We start from the raw sequence: 24,197 nt of genomic DNA, 5'->3' as shown, positions 1-24,197 counted from the left end.
TTATTTAATTTAAGGACTTATTATTACTAATACTCAAAAAAAAAGTATACATTACTGCAAATATGTTTCACTTGCTTAGTAATATATACTTTTTAATCTTTCCTGTTTATTGTTCCATTTGTTTTCCTAAAAAAGATGCTGCCGTTTCTGCTAGTTTTAATTCTAAATTCCCAAATTTAGTTCCTGGCTCTGTAGAAATTATGAGCACTGCTCCAATTGCATCTCCTTCTGTTATTATAGGAGCAATCACTTGGGCACTATATTTGTTTTCCATTTCATCATCATACAATGCAATAACTTTTTCGGAGCCTTCGCCAAGCACAATAGCCTTTCTATCTTCCATTGCTTTTTCTAATTCATTACTAACTTTTTTATCAACATACTCTTTTTTAGTTCCTCCGCTTACAGATATTATATTATCTTTATCGCAAATAATTATTATATTGCCTATAGTTTGTTGTAATGATTCAGCATATTCTCTAGAGAATTCACTTAATTCACCTATAGGTGAGTACTTCTTTAAAATAACTCCACCTTCTCTATCAGTAAATATTTCTAGCGGATCTCCTTCTCGTATTCTCAGAGTTCTTCTTATTTCTTTAGGAATAACAACTCTTCCTAAATCATCTATACGTCTTACTATGCCCGTTGCTTTCATTTAAATAATTCCCTCCTTATATAAAATCTCATATAATATACTTGCACTATTATTATCTTTCTAAACTTGAAATTTTATGCACATTTGTATATGTTTAATTTTAATATAAGAAATAAAAATATAAAAATAAAGAATACCTCCTATTAGAGGTATTCTTTATTTTATTATGAATATAAAATCTTAAAGATTTTTTTCATATTTGGTTATTTTAGCTTCTTCAGTCCATTTTTTCATAGCCGCAGTCCATGTCGCCTCTTTTTCCTGTTTTATAAGGGTTTTTTCTATTTCTGCTTTAACAGCTTCAAATTTCTTTACAGGAAACTCTTCTTTTGCAATAGTTTTTATTACATGCCATCCATATTTAGTGTTAACAGGCGCTGAAATCTTACCTGCTCCTAGTGTGGAGGCTGCTGCCATAAAAGTTTTATCCATTTGAGGATCATTGTATGGTACAAATCCTAAATCTCCACCATTTTCTTTAGCAGTTTGATCTGTATTTTTTTCTTTTGCTACCTTTGCAAAATCTTCGCCAGCATCTAAACGTTTCTTAACAGCTACCGCTTCTGCTTCTGTTTTAAGTAAAATATGAGCTGCATGAACTCTATTTGGTTTTTCTGTATATAATGTTAAATTACTATTGTAGTAAGCTTTTTCTTTTGCCTCGGTAGTTTTAACGCCTTTTGTAACTTCAGCAGTTAATGCATCTTGGATAATACTTGGCTTTATCCTTGCTTTTAGTTGATCTTCTGTAAGGTTAGCCTGCGTTAAGGCTTCTTTATACTTAGCATCTGTTCCTAAACTTTTCTTAATCTCCGCTATTTGTTTATTGATTGCTTCAGTTAATTTAGCTTCCGTAGGCATTACTTTTAACTCTTCAGCTTTATAAATTATTATTTTTTCATTAATTAGACCATCTAACACTAGCTGTTTTTGCTCTGTTAATTTAGTCATAGCCTCAGCATTGTCCTTATAATTTGCTCCATATTGTGTTTCAAATTGTTTAATAACTGCGACTAATTGTTCATCCACCTGTCCTCTAGTTACTTTAACATTAAAAACCTTTGCTACTGAACTTTTAGCAATACCTGCTGGTGTTTTTTCTATCATATTACAACCAACTAATGATGTAGCAAATATAGTTATCAAAGCTGCACTAATTAATTTTTTTACGTTTTTCATTTTATTACCCCCACTTTTGTATGTAATATTTCTATTTTAAATTTTGTTACATTACATATTAATTTTAATACATACTAATCTTATCACAATTTCACTTTATTTCAACTTTATTTCTACGATACTTTTTATATACTTCACAATCTCTATGAGATTTGAAAGTATTTCTTCTTTATTTAAATTTTTGTATTTATATGCAAAAGCTGGTTTAGTACCTAATTTAAACACAATACTTCTATTATATTTACTAACCAAGGCTTTCACTAATGCTCCATTTATTCTTTCACTACTATCAAATTGTAGTACTATCTCCTCCTTTTCCTCTTTAATTTCTATTATTCCCACCTGTTTAGATATACATCGTAGATAGGCAATGTCCATCAGGCTTACAACCGATGGTGGTATATCCGAAAACCTATCCTCTATTTCTTCTTGTATATCTAACATATCCTCATGGCAATCAATAGCTGCGATTTTTTTATAAATTTCAATTTTCTGTGACTCATCCTCAATGTAGGTACTAGGAATATATGCATCTATCTTAATTTCAACAGAAGTTTCAATAGGCTCCACTTCCACATCACCTCTTATTTTTTTAACTGTATCTTCTAACATCCTACAATACAAATCATACCCTACCGCGGCCATATGACCATGTTGAGCCGCACCCATCATATTTCCAGCACCACGAATTTCAAGATCCCTCATTGCAATTTTAAAACCTGACCCAAGCTCTGTAAAATCCTTAATTGCTTTTAGTCTTTTTTCAGCTACCTCAGTTAAAACCTTGTCTTTTTTATAAGTAAAATATGCATAGGCTATCCTATTTGAACGCCCAACCCTACCCCTCAATTGATAAAGCTGGGAAAGCCCCATCTTATCTGCTTCGTATATTATTATTGTATTTGTATTTTGAATATCTATTCCAGTCTCTATAATTGTAGTACACATTAATATATCATACTTATTCTCCATAAAATCTAGCATGACCGCTTCTAATTCTCTTTCTGTCATTTGACCATGAGCAATTCCTAGTCTAGCTTCTGGAACAAGCTTTCCTATGTAGGCTGCCATGTCCTTTATAGTTTCTACTCTATTGTACACAAAAAAAACTTGACCATTTCTATTTAATTCTCTGAGTATTGCATCCCTTATTAGTTGGTCATTAAACTCCACTACATAAGTTTGTATTGGATATCTTTCCTCTGGCGGGGTTTCAATCACACTTATATCTCTCACACCAGTAAGAGACATATGTAGCGTTCTTGGAATTGGAGTGGCTGTTAGAGTAATTACATCTATATTCTTCCTTATGCTCTTTATTTTTTCCTTGTGCGTAACTCCAAATCGTTGTTCTTCATCTATAATCAATACCCCTAAATCTTTAAATTTTACATCTTGCTGAATTATTCTGTGAGTTCCTATTAATATATCTACATTTCCTTCTTTTGTAGCCTTAAGCACAACTTTCTGCTGGGCTGGGGTTCTAAATCTACTTACCATTTCAACCTTCACTGGAAAATCAGAAAATCTTTTTGTAAGATTTTTATAATGTTGCTCAGCTAGTATAGTAGTCGGCACTAAGAATGCAACTTGTTTTCCATCCATAACCGCTTTAAAAGCAGCTCTAACTGCTACTTCTGTTTTGCCATATCCCACATCACCACATATCAATCTGTCCATAGGTTTATCCGATTCCATATCTTTCTTGATCTCTTCAATTGCAATTAATTGATCTGGCGTTTCTTCAAATGGAAATTCTTCTTCAAATTGTTTTTGCCATACAGTGTCCTTGCTATATCTATAGCCCTTAAGCGTAGCCCTTGATGCATAAAGCTTTACCAAATCCACCGCAATATCCGCAATAGAGTTTTTCACCTTATTTTTAGCCTTAATCCATTCTACTCCACCTAGTTTAGTAATCTTTGGTGCTTTACCCTCACTTCCAATATATTTTTGCACTAAATCTAATTGCTCTACTGGAACATAAAGGGTATCTCCAGAATTATATCCAAGTTCTAAATAATCTTTTTTATGACCATGAACCTCCAATTGCTTAATTCCTTTGTATACGCCTATACCATGATTTACGTGAACAACATAATCACCCAACTTAAGTTCCGTAAAACTTTTAATTTTACTTACTCCCTTTTTACTGGCACGACTAGTAGTTTTTCTTTTTGACCCACCAAAAACCTCTTTATCTGAGATAACACATAATTTTAATTCTGGGTATTCAAATCCCTTTAATTGATTACCAAAGGTTACAACCACCTGACCAAACTGAATTTCAGAGATACTATCTTTATACACACTTTCAATTCCCCTATCCCGAAGAATATCTATTAATCTTTCTCCTCTAGTTCTTGTACCAGAAAGAATTACGGTCTTGTAGCCTTTAATCTTTTTATCTTTTATATCTTCAATAAGTATATCTAATTGTCCATGATAATCATTAATTGTAATTTGAGAAAAAGATACTATAGACCTAGGCTTCAGAACTTTTGTGCTTTTAGCGATAGCATTTATTGTCATAACTTCCCTAGTATCTAAATCTTCATATACACTTTCCTTATTAATTAGAATCCCTGCTTGCCTGGGCAGTATATTTCCTCTTTTTAAAAAATTTTCATAATTTTCCTGGAACTCAAAATACACGCTATCCAGTTTCCCGAAGCACCTTTGTGCATCATCAACTACTATAAATGAATCTTTCATATAATCTAAAAAAGTAGATGTATTATCATAAAAATAAGGCATATAGCTGTCAATAGCTTCAAATCTCCAAGTTTCTTTAAGTGATTCTAAGTTAATATTAACTAGCGAAGTTATTCTTTCTATAGCTTCCTTGTCTTTTTTTTTATTAAAGCTACCTAGTACATTGTACAAATCTTCCTTTATTTTATTGTATCCAACATTCATACTTTCCTGCGTTAGTATTATTTCCTTTGCTGGGAACATATCTATTTCGGCTACCTTATCAATGCTCCTCTGAGTTTCGCAATTGAAGGTCCTTATAGAGTCTATTTCATCATCAAAGAGCTCTATTCTAAAAGGCAACGCTGATATAGGAGGATATAAATCTATAATCCCCCCTCTTATAGAAAATTGACCTTTAGTATCAACTCTATCAACTCTTTCGTATCCACACTGAATTAATTTTTCTGTGAAATCCTTCAGATTTAATATACTTCCTACAGATAATTTAAAAGTATATTTTCGCAATAAATCTATAGGTGTATAAGTAGCCGACAAAGCTTCAACACAAGTAATTATTATTTTTTTACCCTTTTCAGTAATCTTTTTCATTACTTTAAGTCTTTCCCATCGAAGGTCCCCAGATATAGCATCTGCATTATAAAAACCCACTTCTCTAGTTGGGAAATAATACACATCATTTACATAAAAAGATAAGTCATCATAAATGTTTTTAGCCTCTACATCACTATGTGTTAAAATTAATAGGGATTTATCTAGTTGCTCATAGACACCATTCACTAAATAGTTCTTAGCTGATTCTGAAAGCCCATATAGTCCAATTGGGTAATTTTCATTCTCTATATTTGTTAATATATTTTTAAATTGAACACTATCTTTCAACGGCTTCATAAGCCCATTGAGTCTCATTTTAACACCTCTCACTCACTGTATAAATATATAATAATATTAATAATAATTTTATTTAAGCATTAAACCCATTGAATTCGTTCATAGCCTCAGTGCTTCCTTTTGCTATTATAGTTTCCACAGCCTTTATACTAGCTTCAAAGGTCTTTTCTACAAGTATTCGGTCCTCACTTCCGAATCGTCCTAAAACATAAGATACTCTCGACTTTTCTGGTTGTCCTACACCTATTTTTATTCTTGGAAATACGTCTGACGCCATACTCGCAATAATGCTCTTTATCCCATTATGTCCACCAGCACTACCCTTACTCCTTATCCTTAATTTTCCCACATCCAAACTAATATCATCATATACTATGATGATATTCTCACTGGGAATCTTATAAAAAGAAGCTGCTTGCTGCGCACTCTCTCCACTTAAATTCATATATGTACTAGGTTTTAAAAGAATAACTTTTTGGGATGATATGTTAATTTCTCCATACACACCTTTAAATTTTACCCTACTAACTGAAATATTATACTTTTCTGCCATTAAATCAATTACATCAAATCCTACATTATGCCTTGTATGTTTATATTCGTCTCCTGGATTTCCTAGTCCAATTACCAAGTACATTATTGCCTCCAAATATTATTATGTTTAAGCCCTATATCTAGCACATAATTATTTTTTTATTTTATTTATAATATTATACTAAAAAAATGTTTAATCCACAAATTTTATTGTGTTTTTAATTCAGATAGAATTATGCTAATTTCTTTAACTTTTCCACCTCTCCAAATCTTACAGGATAATTTCCCTCCAACTTTATACTTTCCTAAAACATTACTTAATTCTTCCATATTTCTAACTTTCTTCCCGCCTATTTCAATTATAATATCAGTAGGCATAATCCCAGCTACAGCGGCACCACTTCCCTTAACAACATCTTGTACATACACTCCCTCTAAGCCATCAATGCCCACTGAAATTGTAGTTCCTCCATAAATACCTATAGCTGGTCTAATAACCTTACCATAAGTCATTAAATCATTAATAATTTCTTTAGCTTCATTTGTACTAATAGCAAAACCCGTTCCTTCACTTCCAATGACAGAATTAATTTTAAGACTATTTATACCAATAACTTCTCCATAGCTGTTGCACAATGCCCCACCACTATTCCCTGGATTTATTGCTGCATCAGTTTGTATTACTTTATATATAGTTTGTTCCCCGGTTTTTTTATTAACTATATTAATTCTTCTATCTAGTGCACTTATAATTCCTGCAGTGACGCTTCCTGAAAACTGTTCTCCTAGTGGATTACCAATGGCAATAGCTAAATCACCCACCTTAAGCTTTGAGGAATCGCCAAATTTTGCAATAGGCAGGTTGCTAGCTTCAACTTTTATAACCGCTAGATCTGATATAGCATCACTACCCACCACTGTTGCCTTCAATACGTTATTATTACTCAGCTTTACCTTTATTTCTGTTGCGCCTTCAACCACATGGTAATTAGTAATAATAAACCCATCACTTTTATATATGATTCCCGAACCACTTTCTTCAGGAGTATCCCATAGCCCTTGTTCTTTATTACTTATGCCAACTACTGCTGGGGATACCTTTTGTGAAACTTGAAATATGGGATTGTCTGCTATTCCCTGAAGGTTATTATCTAGAGTGCTTGAGCTTAATCCACCACTAACATCTTTTGTTGCTTTATCTTTATTAATCGCATACTGAGCTGTAATTCCCCCAGAAAGAGATGCTATTAGTATAAAACTGACTACTTTTAAAAATGATTTGAAATAATTTTTCTTATTATTTTTTCTAAATTTAATTTCTCCAAAGATATCATCACCAGACTCTGCATTCTTCCACGTAGCATCTCTTATTTCTTCATGAGCTTTATAGTTATTCTTATTACCCATAGCATCACCCCCTAATATTTAAAATTAGACCATAGAAAAGTAATTTATTTTACTTTCATTAATGTAAAAGTAAAACAAACACCATTATCCTTATTTTCAACCCATATATCTTCCTGTAATTGAGTTATTATATTTCTCACTATAGATAATCCAAGTCCAGTACTATCTTTTGCTGTTCTTGCCTTATCTGCTTTATAAAATCTATCCCAAATATGCAATAAATCTTCTTCCGCTATTTTGGGACCATCATTGAACACAGAAATAAAGGCTTTCTTTCCTTTAATTTTTGAACTAATCTTTATTTTACCGCCAGCGTTTACATATTTTATCGAATTATCCAATAAATTTGTAATCACTTGAACTAGCCTATCCTTGTCTCCCGCTACAAATAAATTATCCCCATCAAAGCATACATCTACAGAAGCCCTTTTCTCTTTAATTTTCCTTTCATAATTTATAACTGTAAGTCTAATTATTTCATTAATATCCACTTCCATAATTCTTAAACTAAATTCCCCTGCTTCAATTGCGGACATATCTAGTAAGTCATTTACAAGCCTAGTTAATCTTTGAATTTCTTCATAGGCAATCGATAAGTAGTATTTTTCCTTTTCCTTTGGAATTACACCATCTAGTATCCCACTAATAAATCCTTTAATTGAAGTTATAGGAGATCTAATCTCATGTGATACGTTGGATATAAATTGACGTCTATTTTTTTCATTTTTTTCTATGGAATCAGCCATAAAATTAAAAGATTGAGCTAGTTCTCCGATTTCATCATCAGATTTCAAATAAACTCTCTTATCTACATCCCCGTTAGATATTCTTCTAGCTACAGAATTAATCTCTGCTAAGGGCTTTATTATTATTTTTTGAGAAAAATAATATATAACTATACAGGAAAATATTATTGCAAAAATTGAAGATATCCAAATTATTTCATAAACCCGTTTTAATGATTTACCTAATTCTTCTATGGAATTATATAAAATTATAGAACCCTTAAATGCACCCGACTGAGTCATTATGGGTATACCGTAACCTCTTACATCCTTATCAACTATTCCAACATCAGGTCCTGCAACCTCAAAAGCGTTACCAAGTCTAAGCTTCTCTAGTTCCTTAACAAAGACCTGTTTTCCCATAAAGTCTTTATGCCGCTTATTAGATACAGCATAAACAAATCCAGAAGTATCTGTAAGCCAAATATCCGACTTTATGTTCCCACCAATCATTGTTATTATGTCATTCAATTGCTGCCAAGAAACATCATCACCTGCCATGTATTTCATAGTATATGTTTGTATCATATATGCATTACTTAAAATTTGTTCTTTCTGCTGGTCGAAAAAATAATTTTGAAACCAATATGACAGAAAAGAAGCAATAATTATAAGGCTCATAGATATTATAATAGTATAGGTGGCTAGCATCTTAGAAAACAGTCCTTTTTTAACCATCTATTTCACCTCGAATTTATATCCTACTCCCCAAACGGTCTCAATTTGCCAATTCGGACCTCCTTGAAGCTTTTCTCTTACCCTTTTAACGTGCACATCCACGGTTCTAGAGTCTCCAGGATAATCATATCCCCAAACCTCACATAGTAACTGTTGCCTTGTAAAAACCCTATTTTTATTAAGAGCTAAATAATGCACTAATTCAAATTCTTTAGGCGGCATTTTCACTTCTTCACCTTTATACGTAACATTATAAGAATTGATATCAATTTCTAAATCCTCGAAATTTAAAACTTCTTTACCACCATTATCTAAGTTGTATCGTCTAAGCACAGCCTTGACTCTTGCAATTATTTCTTTTGGCTCAAACGGCTTTACTACATAGTCATCCGCTCCCAGTTCTAGCCCTAGCACTTTATCAAAAGTTTCTCCTTTGGCAGTGAGCATTATAACCGGAGTTTCGTGTTCTTTTCTTATCCACTTCAAAACATCTATGCCATCAATATAAGGCAACATTATGTCCAGCAGTACCAAATCTGGTTTATAGCTTAAAAAAGCCTCCTGTGCCGCCCTACCATCGTGTACTACTTTTGTGGCATATCCTGAACTTTCAAGATACATTTTGATTACCTCAGCAATATTTTTATCATCATCAACTACTAGTATTTTTCCTATAGTTCCTTCCATCTCTGTACCTCCAAATTATTTTCTCTATTATTTTTTCTATTTTTTTTATTGTCATCTTGCAAAAACAGCTATCAATTTACGCTTGTTTATTTTTTAAAAATCCCTTATAACTAATTTATCATATAACTAATTTATCATACTTTAATGTTAACTGATTAGTTTTTTGAAAATGTTACAAATTATTCACTGTTGGGATAATAATTTTACAGATTTAATGATTGTATATTGTATATTGTATATTGTATAATCATTATCTCACTACTATATAAATATTACACTATTATAGATAATAAAAAAATAGTGATACTCAATTATAAAAATAATTCAGCATCACTATTTCAAGATATGTATTTATAAATTAGAGTCTTCCTCGAATAGTTTACTTACAGAAACGTCCTCGTATATTCTCTTTATAGCCTCAGCCAAAATAGGTGCTACGGATAATGTGATAAATTTACTACATTGTTTGTCTTCTGGCAAATCAATGGTATTTAATATTATTAATTCTTTTATTACTGAATCATTTATTCTTTGAATAGCAGGTCCAGATAGAACCCCATGACTACAGCAAGCATAAACATCTTTTGCTCCCAGTTTAACTAGTGCATTAGCTCCGTTAGTTATAGTTCCGGCAGTATCTATCATGTCATCCATCATAATGCAGGTTTTCCCTTTAATATCACCTATAACATTCATAATCTCTGAAACATTAGCCTTTGGTCTTCTCTTATCAATTATAGCTATTGAAGCATGTAATTTATCTGCAAATTTTCTTGATCTAGCAACGCTTCCAAGATCCGGTGCAACAACAACTACATCATCCCTATCTTTAAATCCTTTTTGAATGTAATATTTTGCAAGTATAGGTGTTCCCATTAAATTATCAACAGGAATATTAAAATATCCTTGTATTTGAGCTGCATGTAAGTCCATAGTAAGCACTCTGTCTGCACCTGCAGTAGTTAAAATATCTGCTACGAGTTTTGCTGTAATTGGATCTCTAGCTTTTGCTTTTCTATCTTGTCTTGCATATCCATAGTATGGTATAACCGCAGTTATCCTTCCTGCTGATGCCCTCTTAAATGCATCAATCATAATAAGTAATTCCATTAAATTATCATTTACTGGAGCATTAGTTGATTGAACAACAAATACATCTGCGCCCCTAACAGTTTCGTGAATATTAACAGATATTTCTCCATCACTAAAAGTCCCTACTTCTGATTCTCCAACTTTTAGTCCTAGTATTTCAGCTATATCTGCAGCTAATTTAGGATTTGAATTACCTGTAAAAATCTTAATATTCTTGCCGTGGTTTATCATCTGTAATCCTGATTTCCAAAATCATATAAATTATATTTAGTATAATTTATATGAATTTTCATTCCATCCACTAAATAGAAGGGTAGTATCATAGGATTTATATACTAAATTTAATGCACCTTTAGTAGTTTTTATATATCCACTTTACTACAAAAATCAGTTTTCCACCTCCCTTTATTATTTACTTATTAAATCATCACCTGCGGTGCTGAAATATCGTTAACTATTATACCTTGTTACTTTATTTGCTATGTCCTTTTCTCACTACCCAATTTTCAATATTTACTTGCCTTGCTCTAGCTATGGCCAAAGCATTTTTAGGCACCTCATTTGTAATTGTAGAACCAGCAGCGATATATGCATTATCATTAACTTTTACAGGCGATACTAGGTTAGTATTGCACCCTATAAAAGTGTTATTGCCTATTATTGTTTTGAATTTTGATTTACCATCATAATTTACAACCACAGTTCCGCAGCCAAAATTACAGCCACTTCCAACCTCTGCATCACCTATATAAGTAAGATGCGATACCTTTGTATTATCTCCAATAGTTGATTTTTTAATTTCAACAAAATCTCCTATTCTAGCATGTTTACCTATAATACTTTCCGGTCTAATGTACGCATATGGTCCCACAGTCGTTTCCTCACCTACCTGACTTTCAATTATCACAGAACTTTGAACTGAAACTCCATTTTGAATAATACTATCAACAATTCTATTATTCTGATAAAGAACACAGTTTTCTTTAATAATTGTGGTGCCTTGTAGTATATTCCCTGGATATATAATAGTATCCTTCCCTATTATAACTGACCAATCAATATAAGTGTTATTCGGATCCATTATTGTAACTCCATTTTCCATATGTTTTCTATTTATTCTTGCTTTCATAATTAGCTCTGCATCTGCAAGCTCTACTTTAGAGTTAACAGCAGTAATTTCTTCAATAGGTACATCAAAAGCTCCAACTTTAAACCCTTGCCCCTTTAATATACCAATAACATCCGTTAAATAGTATTCGCTTTGAGCATTATTATTATTTAATTTATCTAAACTACTAAGTAACTCTTCTATATTAAAGCAATACATTCCTGAATTTATTTCCTTAACCGCTAGTTCTTCAGGATTACAGTCTTTAAATTCAACTATTTTTTCAACTTCACCAATATGGCTTCTAATTATTCTACCATACTTTCCAGGATACTTCATAGTTGAAGTTAATATAGTAGCTTTAAATTTTCCCTTTTCATGATAATCTAAGAGTTCCCTAACAGTTGTTTCAGTAATTAGCGGACCATCTCCAACAAATATTGCCACTGTGCCTTTATGCCCACCTAGGAATTCTTTAGCGCACATTACTGCGTGCCCTGTCCCTAACTGCTCTTCTTGTAAGGAATAACTAATCTTTCTGTCTTCTGTTGCTTTTTTAACCTTTTCCGCTCCTCTTCCAATTACCACATCAATGGTTCCTATATCTGCACTTCTAATAGTGTCAATAACGTGATTTATCATTTCTTTACCACAGACCTTATGTAGCATCTTAGGAGTATTAGAGTTCATTCTTTTTCCTTCACCTGCAGCTAATACTATAGCGCATTTATACAAATTAAACACCTCTTTATACAATAATTCGACACATTAAAACATTTTATATTACATATAATCAATTAAAACACTTCTTATATTATATTTTATATTATATTTAATTGCAAGAAGCCTTATAGGTTTTTAAATATTTTCTTTCAAAAAAATAAAAAGGGGTTTTCACCCTTTTTATACTTCTACTTTTTCTTCTAAATTTTCTACTACTTTTACAGGTTCTTCACTTTTCACTTTTTCATATTCTTCCAAAATAGCTGTTTGAATCTTTTCCCTTGTTCCAGTGTTTATCGGATGTGCTATATCCTTGAATTCTCCATCTGGAGTTTTTCTACTTGGCATAGCAATAAAAAGTCCACTTTGCCCTTCTATAACTTTAATATCATGAACAACAAATTCATTATCAAAAGTTATTGATACGATAGCTTTCATTTTACCCTCTGTAGCTATTTTCCTAATTCTAACATCTGTAATTTCCATGTACTCCACCTCCAAGTTGCATTATGTTGCGTTATAATTATACTATTTCTCTATAACTTGGTTTATTCCTTCTTAAATTGTAAAAAAATATTAAATATTTTGAATATTACGCTTTTTCGAAGATTTCTGATGGAGTTAACTGGGATTTACCTTCAGGGCTTATTCCTTTAAACTGGATTATTGATATATACTCTTCTACTAATTTATGACCGCTTTCAATATTCTCAATGAAAACTCCGATACCTATAAGTTCACTTTCAAACTCTTTCAGCAAATTAATTATGCCTCTTGCAGTGCCTCCAGCTTTCATAAAGTCATCTATGAAAATACATTTGCTTCCTTTTTTTATAGAGTTTCTTGTAAGAGACATAGTCTGAATTCTATTAGTAGAACCAGATGCATAATTGATACTAACAGTACTTCCCTCAGTAACCTTAGGATCCCTTCTTACTATAACTAATTGAACCCCCAGCATCTTCGCCACCTCAAATGCCAGTGGTATTCCTTTAGTCTCTACAGTTACTACATAGTCTATATGTAACTCATTAAAAGCAGATGCAAGAATAACTCCTGCTTTATGCACTATTTCTGGATTATACATAATATCAGTCATAGATATAAAATTTCCTGGTATTACTCTATCTTTATGACTTAAAATCTCACATAACTCTTCTGCAAATATTCTACTTTCTTCCTGAGATACTCCGCAAATATATTTTACTCCTCCAGCTGCACCTGCAACTGTCTCCACCCTTCCCATAGATAGCGCGCTTAGCGTTTCGCGAACAATGACAATATCTTCGCTAATTGTGGATTTAGCTGCATTAAATAATTCTGTAAATTTTTTTAAATTAATTGTCTTATTTGGATTTTCTGTTAATATTTTAGTAATTCCTGTAACTCTTTGATTTCTACTATATTTATTCATTATTTATCACCCATATCTTTATTTTACGAATTTTACCGAGTAAAATTTCAACTATCATTCGTAATTTTATTGTAAATCTTTTTAATCACTATTACAATGCTTATCTGACTAATTTCAAAACATTGTGTTTATTACTTAGCAATTGTTTTTAGGCTTTATATTTTCCTATAAGTCAATTTTTATAAAAATATTGTTCTATGCCTGTGTTGTTTTTGTGTGATTTTGTATATAATTAAGAAGAACCCTTAATCATATTAAAATAGACTAACGTGATAATTTGTTGTTTGTTTGAATGTGCCTTATGTTCATTAATTTGTTATAATCAATATTACTGGTATTTGAATATACTAAACAAGCGTAATAATTTTTAAGGAGTTGATATAATGTCTTTTGATTTTATAAAAGATAAAAACAAGAAAATTCATTTTATAGGAATTGGCGGTATAAGTATGAGCGGCCTTGCTGAAATACTTATAAAGAACAACTATAAAGTTTCTGGTTCCGACATGCAGTCATCACATATAACAAATAAGCTTAGTGAAAAAGGTGCTGAAATTTATATAGGCCATAATGGCGATAACATAAAGGATGCAGATTTAGTTGTGTACACTGCTGCTATTTCCCCTGAAAATCCTGAATACATTAAAGCTTTGGATCTAAATCTACCTTTAATGGATAGGGCTGAGTTTTTAGGCCAAATTATGAAAGGTCATAAGTATAATGTAGCTGTAGCAGGTACCCATGGTAAAACCACTACAACCTCAATGATTGCTCATATAATTTTAAATGAAGATGTCGACCCCACCGTATTGGTAGGCGGAGAACTCGATGCTATTTGTGGTAATGTTCTAGCTGGAAATAGTGACTATTTTATTACAGAAGCTTGCGAATATAAAGCATCATTTTTAAAGTTTTTTCCCTATATAGCCACAATAACGAATATAGATGCAGATCACCTGGATTACTATAGAGACATAGATCACATTAAAGATACCTTTAAAAAATTTATTAATCTTATACCTAAGGAAGGCTATTTAATTGCAAATGTAGAGGATGAAAATGTTAACACTATTCTCAATAATAATTACAACTGTAATATACTTACTTATGGAATAGACAAAGGAATACTTAAGGCAAAAAATATTAGCTATAACGAGTCAGGTTGTGCCAGCTTTGATGTGTATAAAGAAGACCACCTGCTATTTCAAATAAATCTTAATGTGCCAGGACAGCATAATATTCTAAATGCTCTTGCAAGTATAGGAACTTCACTGTGCCTTAATTTTTCTGAAGACTCTATTACTAACGGACTTTCTAGTTTTAGGGGTACTCATAGAAGATTTGAGCTAAAGGGAACTAAAGGTGGTGTAACTGTTATCGACGATTATGCTCATCATCCTACAGAAATTAGAGCAACTTTAAGTGCTGCAAAAAATTACCCTCACAATAAAATTTATTGTGTTTTTCAACCTCATACTTATTCAAGAACCATAAGCTTATTTGAAGATTTTTCAGATTCTTTTTATGATATAGATAATTTAATCCTGGCAGATATTTATGCTGCTAGAGAAAAAGATACTGGGGAAATAAGTTCCAATATGCTGGGAGATAGAATTCGATCAAAAAATGTAAATTGCGTAAATTTTCATAGTTTCCCTGAAATTGTGAATCATCTTAGAATCAATTTAAAAGATGGTGATATGCTCCTTACGATGGGTGCAGGAGATGTATTTAAAATAGGAGAAATGTATTTAAAGTAATATATTGAATATTTTTGAAATTGCCTATTGACATCTATTAACAAATAAGGTATTCTTAAAAAAGAATCATTTTAAATAAATGTTAATCATACCACATTATGAAAAGGAGGTAGTAATTATGTTCAATAAGGAAATATGTATTAATGCTAATATTAAGTTTAATTTAGTTACATTTAATTTAGTTATATCCAGTAGTATTTTTATGTCTAAAACTTTATATGATAGTCCTACCTTAATGGAAATTATCTTTTCATAATACTTTATCTTTATTATAGTATTTTTATGAAATTATAAACATTGGTCATGGGCTACTAGTCCATGACCTTTTTATATGAGTTAATTTCTTATGTGCGCATATTTCGCTAGCATAAGATTAATCATTTTTTAAGCCATGGAAATTTCCATGGCTTTTTTATGTTAACTACATTTCAGCACCACAGGTAATGATTAATAAATCACATATGTGATTAATTATAGATTCAAAATAAATTGTAGGAGGAATTATAATGTATAATTCTAAAAGTTTAACAAAACCAAAATCTAGTTTAGGAGGTATATTTATGAAACACAGTTTTTTTAAAACCAGAAAAACTCGATATGCTTATTGGCCAAAACCTTTCTTATTAACTACATCTAACCGCATTAGCGCCCTTGCCTATTTTCATAGTACAAACAAACACATATAAGCTATCTATTAGTATTTAATAAAAATTTGAAAGCGAGGAAATTAAAATGAATAAATCTACAAATTCAAAAAACTATAATATTAATTTAGGAGGGATTACTATGGGGTTTACTTTCTTTAAAAATAGATATCTACGCAGTCGTTATCGGCGAAAGCCATTATATTTATGCAATAATAGCCTTAACAATGCCTTATATTATTTCGTAATAAGTACCCGCATCTAATCTTGTATCATTTCGTTATTAATGATTATGATTTAATATTATATAAACACTTGAAATATTTTCAGAAATAGAGTAAGCTCTATTTCTGAAAATATACTAATAAAAACTATATCGACCCCGAAGGAGGCTGCATTTTAATGAAAAGAATTTTGAAATATGTTACAAAATACAAACTCTTTATTATCATACCTTCTATTGCAATGATAATTAGCATCGCACTAGACATGTTTAATCCCTATTTAGTAAAAGTTATGATTGATAAAGTACTTCGCAATGGTGAGTATAATCTTCTAACTTTTGTATTAATGTCTCTTGCTGGAATTACTCTTACTCGGTCAATACTTGGATATATTAGAGAATACAGCTTAGATTATTTATCTTCTAGAGTAAGTATAGATCTAAAAACAGATCTATTTGATCATATTCAAAGTTTACCTTTTAAATATTTTGATAGTATGAACACAGGTGAACTTATGTCAAGGATGGGCTCTGACGTAGATAATGTATGGAGGTCCATTGCTTTTGGTATTGGCCTTGCTATAGAACAATTAATTTATTTCCTAGTTGCATCTGTACTTATATTTAGGATGAACTGGAAACTTGCCCTGGTAACTCTTATAACTATGCCTCTCATTGGCTATATAGCAATGAAGCTTGAAAAAGAAGTTGGGCAGGCATTTGGCGAAATAAGTGATCATAATGCAGTTTTAAACACTACAGCTCAAGAAAACATTGCCGGTGTAAGGCTTGTAAAAGCTTTTGCTAGAGAAAGGCATGAAACACTAAAATTTTTAAATCATAACAGAACAAATTATGATCTTAATATGAAACAAACTAAGATATGGAGTAAACACTTTCCTATGATAGAATTTTTATGTAATATGTCTGTTCTAGCAGTAGTATGTGTTGGTGGAATTATGGTAATTGATAAAAGTTTATCTATCGGTGAACTAGTAGCTTTTAGTCAATATGTGTGGATGTTAATTTGGCCAATGAGAATGATAGGTTGGCTTACAAATATGATAACTCAAGCAAACACTTCCGCTAAAAAAATCTTTGATATAATGGACGTAGAGCCTGAAATTAAAGATAAAGATGATGCCATAGCTATGCCTGTAATTAAAGGCGCAATAAAATTTGAAAATGTGTCTTTTAAATATAATGAAAATTATATCCTTAAAAATATAAATTTGGATATACCTGCTGGAAGCACTGTTGCAATAATGGGCACAACAGGTTCAGGTAAAAGCTCTCTTGTAAATCTTATAGGCAGATATTATGATATATCCAAAGGCTGCATTACCGTAGATGGTAATGATGTACGTGATATATGCATCCATGATTTGAGAAGTAAAATGGCTGTAGTCCATCAAGATACTTTTTTATTTTCAGAGAGCATTTATGAAAATATCCGTTTTGGAAAACTTGAGGCCTCCCCTTACGAAATAAAAAAAGCTTGCACGGACGCCTGCGTGGACGAATTTCTTGAAACTCTTACAGACGGCTATGAGACAATTATTGGAGAAAGAGGACTAGGCCTTTCTGGTGGCCAAAAACAAAGACTTTCTATTGCAAGAGCACTAGTTAAGGATTCTAGTATTTTAATACTTGATGATGCTACTTCAGCCCTAGATATGGATACCGAATACAATCTTCTTAAAAATCTTCACCATAGAACTAACAAACAAACTACTTTTATAATTGCACATAGAATTTCAGCAGTTAAAAATGCTGATATAATAATATTCCTTGAAGATGGCCATGTGGTGGAAATGGGAAATCACCAAACTCTCCTTGAAAAAAGAGGAAAGTATTATGATGTGTACACTCAACAATTTACAGACTTTATAGACCTAGAAGGGGCGGTGGTATAAATGGCTAGAAATTCAACTAAGCAAGATGAACAATTTGAATCTACTTCCAAGGGAAAATTAATAATAAGGATATTTAGTTATTTAAAGCCCTTTAAACTCAAAGTAATATTAGTTATTTTGCTTATGATAATAGTAATGGTATGCTCTCTACTAAACCCATATATTTTAAAGCTGGCAATAGACAAATATATAGTAACCTCTAATATACGCGGTCTAGCACAAATTGCTGGTTTTATGTTAGTTTTCAATGTAATATCCCTAATTGCCTCTAGAGCACGCATTAATATTATGGCTTCAGTTACTAACTCTGCTCTACTGAATATAAGACAAGAATTGTATACCCATATTCAGAAACTATCCTTTACATTTTTTGATAATAGACCCGTTGGAAAAATACTTGCAAGGATTATTGGAGATGTAAGTTCTCTACAAGATCTCTTTGATAATAGCGTAACTAGCTTTATACCTGAAATCCTAACTCTTGTATTTGTAACAATTATTATGTTTTCTATGAATATTAAATTAGCTTTAATTTCAATCTCCTTCTTACCAGTTTTAGTTATCGTTCTTTTTTCTATAGAAATATTTTCTAGAAAACGCTGGCAAATATATAGATCTAAACGTTCTAACCTTAATGCCTTTACCCATGAGGATTTTTCTGGTATAAGAATAGTTCAATCTTTTGCCACTGAAGACAAAACCTCTAAAACCTTCACAAGCTATGTTAGTGATATGATGGCTTCATTTTTGAAGGCTGTTAGATTAAATGATTTGTTTTGGCCCATGGTGGAATTATCCTGGGGGGTTGGAAGTTTACTCGTATACTGGTATAGTGTACCACTTATAAAGGCAAAAACCTTAACTATTGGTGAACTCGTTGCCTTCACTGCTTATATTTCAATGTTTTGGAGACCAATTATGAATATCAGTAATTTTTACAATACATTAATAACAAATTTCTCTTCTGCAGAAAGAATTTTTGAAATACTAGATATAAAACCAGATATTATAACTATTGATAAAGCTATAAAAATGCCTAAAATAAAAGGTGATGTGGAATTCAAAAATGTAATTTTTAGCTATGATAATGATGTTTCTGTATTGAATAATGTGAGTTTTAAAATAAAAGCTGGAGAAACTGTAGCTTTAGTCGGTCCTACAGGGGCAGGTAAAACTACAATAATTAACTTGATTAGTAGATTTTACGATGCTGATAGCGGAGAGGTTTTAGTAGACGGCAAGAATGTATCTCATGTTGATATCGAATCCCTTCGAAGTCAAATGGGTATAATGCTACAGGATACCTTTCTCTTCTCTACTACTATTATGGAAAATATTCGTTACGGGAAATTAGATGCCACTGATGAACAAGTAATAGCGTCGGCTGTTGCAGTTAACGCAGATTCTTTTATCATGAAGCTAGATAACGGTTATGCTACAGAGGTAAATGAAAGAGGATCTAGACTTTCTGTTGGTCAAAGGCAGCTTATATCCTTTGCTCGCGCACTACTTGCTAATCCAAGAATATTAATATTGGATGAAGCTACTTCTAATATTGATACTACTACAGAAAAGCTTGTACAAAAGGGCATTAAAAAGCTTCTATATAATAGAACCTCCTTTGTTATAGCACACAGGCTATCAACCATAAGAGACTGTGACAAGATAATGGTTATAGATGATGGTCGAATAGTAGAGGGCGGCACCCACGCCGAACTTATAGCTCTAAAAGGCTTGTATTATGATCTTTATATGTCTCAATATAAATTCTTAAATGAAGGGGCTTAAGTCACTTGCGAGTGGAGTTAGAAATTTAAATAAAACTATTAACAATCTATGATATTAAAAAATAAACCTACAACTTTCAGATGTAGGTTTATTTTTTATTTACATACTCAGATATTGCAACTATATTAGATAATATAGTCTGAAAATAAAAATTTCACATTAGAAAGGAATGTATTCTTTATGAAAAAAGTTATTTATGAAGTAGACGCATTTTCAGCTGCGCCCTTTGGAGGTAATCCAGCTGGTGTAGTGCCTGATGCAATTGGGTTAAATGATAGGGATATGTTGAAAATTGCAAAGGAAATGAATTTATCTGAAACTGCCTTTATTTTTCCACTAGAAGATGACGTGGCAGATTATAATGTGCGGTTTTTTACACCTACTCAAGAGGTAAATTTATGCGGTCATGCTACAATTGCTTCTTTTTTTGCCTTAGCTTCAAAAGGTACCATCACTGGAACTAATAATGTAAAAATTGTAAAACAAAAAACTAAGGCTGGTATCCTACCAGTTGAACTTTATTTTAAAGACGGTAAAATCCATAGTGTAATGATGACCCAAACTAAACCTAAATTTCTTTTTAATGTTGAAGACCTGTGTGAACTTGCTGAAATCATGGGAATAAACGCACAGGATATAGGGATTGAGGGGTGCTGCCTTATTCCACAAGCTGTATCTACTGGTCTTACTGATATTATGCTTCCAGTTAAAAGTCTATCTGCATTAAAGTCCATAAATCCAAACTATGATAGATTGGCCCTGTATAGTAATAAGCTAAACATTATTGGAGTTCATGCCTTTACTCTTGAAACGGAAGAGGAATCCTCCACTCTAGCTTGTAGAAACTTTGGCCCTGCTGCTGGCATAAATGAAGAAGCTGCCACAGGAACTTCTAATGGAGCACTTGGTGCCTACCTAGTAAAAAATGATGTGCTTAAATTTGAAGATAATATAACTATAATCTGTGAGCAAGGATACTATATGAATAGACCCAGCAAAATAGTTGTAAGGCTGGAAGGAACTAAGAATAACTTAACAGTAAAGGTTGGAGGTGAAGCAGTTATTGTTATGGAAGGGGAAATACTTTACAGATAATAAATATAGTACTTATTATTTATGCCACTAGAATAGTTCTTCTAGTGGCATTTAAACTTTCAATATACAAAATTTTATTTTATAAATAATCTAAAACCTCTACTAATTCAAATTTATTATAGTCTCTCACAAGGTCCTGAAGTATTTTACAATGACCTGCACCATAAATAACTAATATTCTATCTCCTGGCTCAGCTATACTTTGTAAGTTTCCTAAAATATATAAATTTCTTCTATACCATTCTGTAATCATATCTACTCCATAATAAGTATCTCCTGACCCTACTTGTGCTAAATGTAGATATAAGTTGCTATGTTCATTTGAAATATGCTGAGGATTATTTAAATATCTTAGAATCTCTCTAACTGTATTGCTTTTCATTAATTCATTTTCACTTATCCCCACTTCTTTTATTTCCTTCATGAATTCCTCATAAAGCTTCGGACAATTTTTTTCAGCATATTCAAATACCTTGTCTGGTAAGTCTACTGAACAATCTATAGGATATATTTTAGTATGATTAAACATTTGCCCCATCCTAAAGCCTAATTGAACAATTTCATTTCTATCACTTATTGTTTCGTTATATACATAGACACCACTTCCACAATGATCCCCTCCTAGTATTCACTAACCAACTCCCTTAAATATTCACTTCCTTTCTTAGTTAAGTTTTAAACTGTTTAGCATTATCGGCTTTGTAAAATGATAGTAAAAATAATATAAATAGTATAAACGAAATCCTATTACCAATTAAATTATTAGGATATATGATGATAAAAATATTTACAGTATTATATATAGCAACAATAACAAATGTTATTATAATATATGTATCGTTAATCTTTTTTCTATATAAATATGTTAGCAAGAATATAGCTAAATTTAATGATAATGATATAGATATTAGGAGTAATAAACTTATCATATTTTTTAAATAAAACCGTTTTAAGACAAACAAAATAGTAAATAAACATATTAAGTACACAGCATACTTATTTTTAATGTTCTTTTTCATAATGCCCCCCTTTGCCTTTCTTCGAAATTGTAACTCCACCATAAGATTCCACCTTGCAATCCTCTATCATTTCACTCTGGCACTGATTACATATTTTTTTCATTTCTCAATCCTCCAATTTCCATGATTATTTTTATATTGATGATTTTTCATACTTATTATATATATTTCCATATAAGTTTATTAAATCCTCTTGATCTTTTTATATAAAAAATAAAACTCATATCCTTATTTTAAAATAAGGATATGAGTTTGTTATTATCTATTATATTTCATAAAAATTTTTCTACTTCTTCTAAGTGTAAATACATAAAATATAATTTGCCACCCTTATTATAATTAATCAACTTTAAATACATAAATAATTTCATCTTCATTTAATATGAATAATCTTATATTATCACAAATTAAACACTTTATGATAAATTAATTAAAAGAAGTGATCTCTCTGTTCAGTATTTTCATGTCCACAAAATATTCACTATCTCTTACTTCTATATATGTTTCACAATAATCCATCTCAAAGTTTGCCATAGTAGAATGAATTCCACTATCACTTAAAAAATGCAGGGTACATGTATTATTATCTTCTATAATGCAAAATCTAATAAGTATGCTTTTAACGGATGGAAATTGTACTCTAGACTTTATGTATTTAGGAGCATTTTGTAAATACATATTTACACATCTAAAATCTATTGAGATTATTAAATCAATGTTATATTCATCCCTTTGTATTTCCCTTACCTCGAAATCACTTACTATTTTCAGATTACTTTTTTCATAAATCATAACTACCTCCAATAAAATACTTAATCTAACTATTTTACTTACAAATATTATATCATATTTATTTCAGTGTACCTTAATCCAAATCTTTTTTATCTTCCCTTTATAATAGATTCTAATTCGATAATTATTATTAGTTGAAAATAAGTATCAATATGTTTATAATATAAATAAGCATTAGTAATTAATATCAAGATACATTTATATTATAAAGAAAATTGGAGGTACTATTATGAGTATAAAAATTAAAATTTTCTCCGACTATATTTGACCTTTCTGTTACGTCGGCAAAGGTATTGTCGAGAAACTTGAAAAAGAATACGACCTTGAGGTCGAATGGTTAGGGCTAGAAATACACCCTGAAACTCCAAGTGAAGGAGTAAATCTTAGTGAAAGATTTAGTAGGCCTAATTTAGAAAATATGCTAAGCAACCTTAATCACTCGGGCTCACTATATGGAATTCACTTTGGAAGATTAGAAAGAATGCCTAATTCTCATAACGCTTTAGAAGCTGCAGAATTTGCTAGAGCCCATGGTAAATTAAAAGAATATCACTCTTCACTAATGGATGCGTACTTTAGAGATTCAAAAGATATAGGTGATTTAGAGGTGCTTGCAGACTTAGGTAAAATCCTTGGTCTAAATAAAGATGAACTTACTTCCGCTGTTAAAGATAGAGTCTATGAAACTTCTTTAAATAATAGTGCTAGGGATGCCCACAGAATGGAATTTAATAGCACTCCTACTTTTGTTATAAATAACAAATACTCTATAGTTGGGGCACAACCTATAGAGGAATTTAGGAAAATATTAGATAAGTTAAAATAATTAAAAAAGCCTTGCATTTTATAATGGACCCTATAAGGTAGACAGTTTAAAAAAAGAGCCATACTTGACTCAAAACTAACTGACTCTACTTTGTAGGGTCTTTTTGTTATACTTAATACATCAAGTTAGGAGAGTTATGATATGGGGAAAACCTATTTTACAGAAGAACAACAGAGTAACCTTCGGAAGAACCCATACGTCCAAAAGGTAAGCGCAAAATCAATTACCTATACAAAAGAATTCAAAGAAAAATTTGAAGAAGA

At 31.3% G+C, this 24,197-nt stretch carries 19 protein-coding genes and 1 pseudogene; 7 read left to right on the top strand and 13 right to left on the bottom strand.

Annotated features, from left to right (window positions below):
- Positions 1-106 precede the first annotated feature (106 nt).
- The 11 genes from spoVT to purR form a co-directional block, all read right to left on the bottom strand.
- Positions 107-658 (bottom strand): stage V sporulation protein T, encoded by a 552-nt coding sequence (spoVT, locus tag ACREV6_RS02680; RefSeq protein ID WP_431576495.1) that lies wholly within the window; start codon positions 656-658, stop codon positions 107-109.
- A 180-nt stretch (positions 659-838) separates the two neighbouring features.
- The gene (locus ACREV6_RS02675; RefSeq protein WP_431576494.1) at positions 839-1,837 is read right to left on the bottom strand and encodes a peptidylprolyl isomerase; all 999 of its coding nucleotides are present in this window, start codon (positions 1,835-1,837) and stop codon (positions 839-841) included.
- A 96-nt stretch (positions 1,838-1,933) separates the two neighbouring features.
- Positions 1,934-5,461 (bottom strand): transcription-repair coupling factor, encoded by a 3,528-nt coding sequence (mfd, locus tag ACREV6_RS02670; protein ID WP_431576493.1) that lies wholly within the window; start codon positions 5,459-5,461, stop codon positions 1,934-1,936.
- A 55-nt stretch (positions 5,462-5,516) separates the two neighbouring features.
- Complete coding sequence (gene pth / locus ACREV6_RS02665; RefSeq protein ID WP_431576492.1) at positions 5,517-6,080, bottom strand: aminoacyl-tRNA hydrolase; 564 nt, start codon at positions 6,078-6,080, stop codon at positions 5,517-5,519.
- A 104-nt stretch (positions 6,081-6,184) separates the two neighbouring features.
- Positions 6,185-7,384, bottom strand: a complete 1,200-nt coding sequence (locus tag ACREV6_RS02660) for a S1C family serine protease (protein ID WP_431576491.1) — start codon at positions 7,382-7,384, stop codon at positions 6,185-6,187.
- Positions 7,385-7,428: 44 nt separating this feature from the next.
- Positions 7,429-8,847: a sensor histidine kinase gene (locus ACREV6_RS02655; RefSeq protein ID WP_431576490.1), complete on the bottom strand. Its 1,419-nt coding sequence runs from the start codon at positions 8,845-8,847 to the stop codon at positions 7,429-7,431.
- Positions 8,848-9,534 carry a response regulator gene (locus tag ACREV6_RS02650; protein WP_124998419.1) on the bottom strand — a complete coding sequence of 229 codons (687 nt, stop codon included), beginning with the start codon at positions 9,532-9,534 and terminating at the stop codon, positions 8,848-8,850. It lies immediately after the preceding gene.
- 351 nt (positions 9,535-9,885) lie between these two features.
- Positions 9,886-10,857, bottom strand: coding sequence for a ribose-phosphate diphosphokinase (locus ACREV6_RS02645; RefSeq protein ID WP_431576489.1), 972 nt, complete (start codon positions 10,855-10,857; stop codon positions 9,886-9,888).
- A gap of 241 nt (positions 10,858-11,098) precedes the next feature.
- Positions 11,099-12,469: a bifunctional UDP-N-acetylglucosamine diphosphorylase/glucosamine-1-phosphate N-acetyltransferase GlmU gene (gene glmU / locus ACREV6_RS02640; protein WP_431576488.1), complete on the bottom strand. Its 1,371-nt coding sequence runs from the start codon at positions 12,467-12,469 to the stop codon at positions 11,099-11,101.
- A gap of 168 nt (positions 12,470-12,637) precedes the next feature.
- On the bottom strand, positions 12,638-12,943 hold the full coding sequence (gene spoVG, locus ACREV6_RS02635) for a septation regulator SpoVG (RefSeq protein ID WP_431576487.1): 306 nt from the start codon (positions 12,941-12,943) through the stop codon (positions 12,638-12,640).
- Positions 12,944-13,049: 106 nt separating this feature from the next.
- Positions 13,050-13,871 (bottom strand): pur operon repressor, encoded by an 822-nt coding sequence (purR, locus tag ACREV6_RS02630; RefSeq protein WP_431576486.1) that lies wholly within the window; start codon positions 13,869-13,871, stop codon positions 13,050-13,052.
- 383 nt (positions 13,872-14,254) lie between these two features.
- Here purR and murC point away from each other — a divergent pair, with 383 nt between their 5' ends.
- The 5 genes from murC to ACREV6_RS02605 all read left to right on the top strand — a co-directional run bounded on the left by murC (position 14,255) and on the right by ACREV6_RS02605 (position 21,297).
- Positions 14,255-15,631 carry a UDP-N-acetylmuramate--L-alanine ligase gene (gene murC / locus ACREV6_RS02625; RefSeq protein ID WP_431576485.1) on the top strand — a complete coding sequence of 459 codons (1,377 nt, stop codon included), beginning with the start codon at positions 14,255-14,257 and terminating at the stop codon, positions 15,629-15,631.
- Between the two features lie 118 nt (positions 15,632-15,749).
- The gene (locus ACREV6_RS02620; RefSeq protein WP_431576484.1) at positions 15,750-15,887 is read left to right on the top strand and encodes a hypothetical protein; all 138 of its coding nucleotides are present in this window, start codon (positions 15,750-15,752) and stop codon (positions 15,885-15,887) included.
- 790 nt (positions 15,888-16,677) lie between these two features.
- Entirely contained in the window at positions 16,678-18,414 is a 1,737-nt protein-coding gene (locus ACREV6_RS02615; protein WP_431576483.1) for an ABC transporter ATP-binding protein, read from the top strand.
- Complete coding sequence (locus ACREV6_RS02610; RefSeq protein ID WP_431576482.1) at positions 18,415-20,202, top strand: ABC transporter ATP-binding protein; 1,788 nt, start codon at positions 18,415-18,417, stop codon at positions 20,200-20,202.
- A 180-nt stretch (positions 20,203-20,382) separates the two neighbouring features.
- Entirely contained in the window at positions 20,383-21,297 is a 915-nt protein-coding gene (locus ACREV6_RS02605; RefSeq protein WP_431576481.1) for a PhzF family phenazine biosynthesis protein, read from the top strand.
- Positions 21,298-21,376: 79 nt separating this feature from the next.
- Here the strand turns inward: ACREV6_RS02605 and ACREV6_RS02600 are convergent, their stop codons facing one another.
- Both ACREV6_RS02600 and ACREV6_RS02595 read right to left on the bottom strand, forming a co-directional pair.
- Positions 21,377-21,925 (bottom strand): DUF5694 domain-containing protein, encoded by a 549-nt coding sequence (locus tag ACREV6_RS02600; RefSeq protein ID WP_431576503.1) that lies wholly within the window; start codon positions 21,923-21,925, stop codon positions 21,377-21,379.
- Between the two features lie 817 nt (positions 21,926-22,742).
- Positions 22,743-23,108: a hypothetical protein gene (locus ACREV6_RS02595; protein ID WP_431576480.1), complete on the bottom strand. Its 366-nt coding sequence runs from the start codon at positions 23,106-23,108 to the stop codon at positions 22,743-22,745.
- A 280-nt stretch (positions 23,109-23,388) separates the two neighbouring features.
- Between ACREV6_RS02595 and ACREV6_RS02590 the strand changes: the two are divergent.
- Together ACREV6_RS02590 and ACREV6_RS02585 are read left to right on the top strand one after the other, a co-directional pair.
- Positions 23,389-23,934 (top strand): annotated as a pseudogene (locus ACREV6_RS02590) (DsbA family oxidoreductase); the annotation flags it as partial.
- Positions 23,935-24,075: 141 nt separating this feature from the next.
- The coding region (locus ACREV6_RS02585) for an HTH domain-containing protein (protein ID WP_431576502.1) at positions 24,076-24,197 on the top strand (122 nt) is incomplete at its 3' end.

This window comes from Clostridium sp., assembly GCF_050717515.1.
Lineage (GTDB): Bacteria > Bacillota > Clostridia > Clostridiales > Clostridiaceae > Clostridium_AD.
The sequence above is the reverse complement of the archived record's forward strand: the minus strand, read 5'-3'. Positions and strand labels throughout refer to the sequence as shown.

Excerpts from the sequence above, each read along its gene's own strand:
- spoVT (WP_431576495.1), bottom strand. The coding sequence starts at position 658 with ATGAAAGCAACGGGCATAGTAAGACGTATAGATGATTTAGGAAGAGTT.
- ACREV6_RS02675 (WP_431576494.1), bottom strand. The coding sequence starts at position 1,837 with ATGAAAAACGTAAAAAAATTAATTAGTGCAGCTTTGATAACTATATTT.
- mfd (WP_431576493.1), bottom strand. The coding sequence starts at position 5,461 with ATGAGACTCAATGGGCTTATGAAGCCGTTGAAAGATAGTGTTCAATTT.
- pth (WP_431576492.1), bottom strand. The coding sequence starts at position 6,080 with ATGTACTTGGTAATTGGACTAGGAAATCCAGGAGACGAATATAAACAT.
- ACREV6_RS02660 (WP_431576491.1), bottom strand. The coding sequence starts at position 7,384 with ATGGGTAATAAGAATAACTATAAAGCTCATGAAGAAATAAGAGATGCT.
- ACREV6_RS02655 (WP_431576490.1), bottom strand. The coding sequence starts at position 8,847 with ATGGTTAAAAAAGGACTGTTTTCTAAGATGCTAGCCACCTATACTATT.
- ACREV6_RS02650 (WP_124998419.1), bottom strand. The coding sequence starts at position 9,534 with ATGGAAGGAACTATAGGAAAAATACTAGTAGTTGATGATGATAAAAAT.
- ACREV6_RS02645 (WP_431576489.1), bottom strand. The coding sequence starts at position 10,857 with ATGATAAACCACGGCAAGAATATTAAGATTTTTACAGGTAATTCAAAT.
- spoVG (WP_431576487.1), bottom strand. The coding sequence starts at position 12,943 with ATGGAAATTACAGATGTTAGAATTAGGAAAATAGCTACAGAGGGTAAA.
- purR (WP_431576486.1), bottom strand. The coding sequence starts at position 13,871 with ATGAATAAATATAGTAGAAATCAAAGAGTTACAGGAATTACTAAAATA.
- murC (WP_431576485.1), top strand. The coding sequence starts at position 14,255 with ATGTCTTTTGATTTTATAAAAGATAAAAACAAGAAAATTCATTTTATA.
- ACREV6_RS02620 (WP_431576484.1), top strand. The coding sequence starts at position 15,750 with ATGTTCAATAAGGAAATATGTATTAATGCTAATATTAAGTTTAATTTA.
- ACREV6_RS02615 (WP_431576483.1), top strand. The coding sequence starts at position 16,678 with ATGAAAAGAATTTTGAAATATGTTACAAAATACAAACTCTTTATTATC.
- ACREV6_RS02610 (WP_431576482.1), top strand. The coding sequence starts at position 18,415 with ATGGCTAGAAATTCAACTAAGCAAGATGAACAATTTGAATCTACTTCC.
- ACREV6_RS02605 (WP_431576481.1), top strand. The coding sequence starts at position 20,383 with ATGAAAAAAGTTATTTATGAAGTAGACGCATTTTCAGCTGCGCCCTTT.
- ACREV6_RS02595 (WP_431576480.1), bottom strand. The coding sequence starts at position 23,108 with ATGATTTATGAAAAAAGTAATCTGAAAATAGTAAGTGATTTCGAGGTA.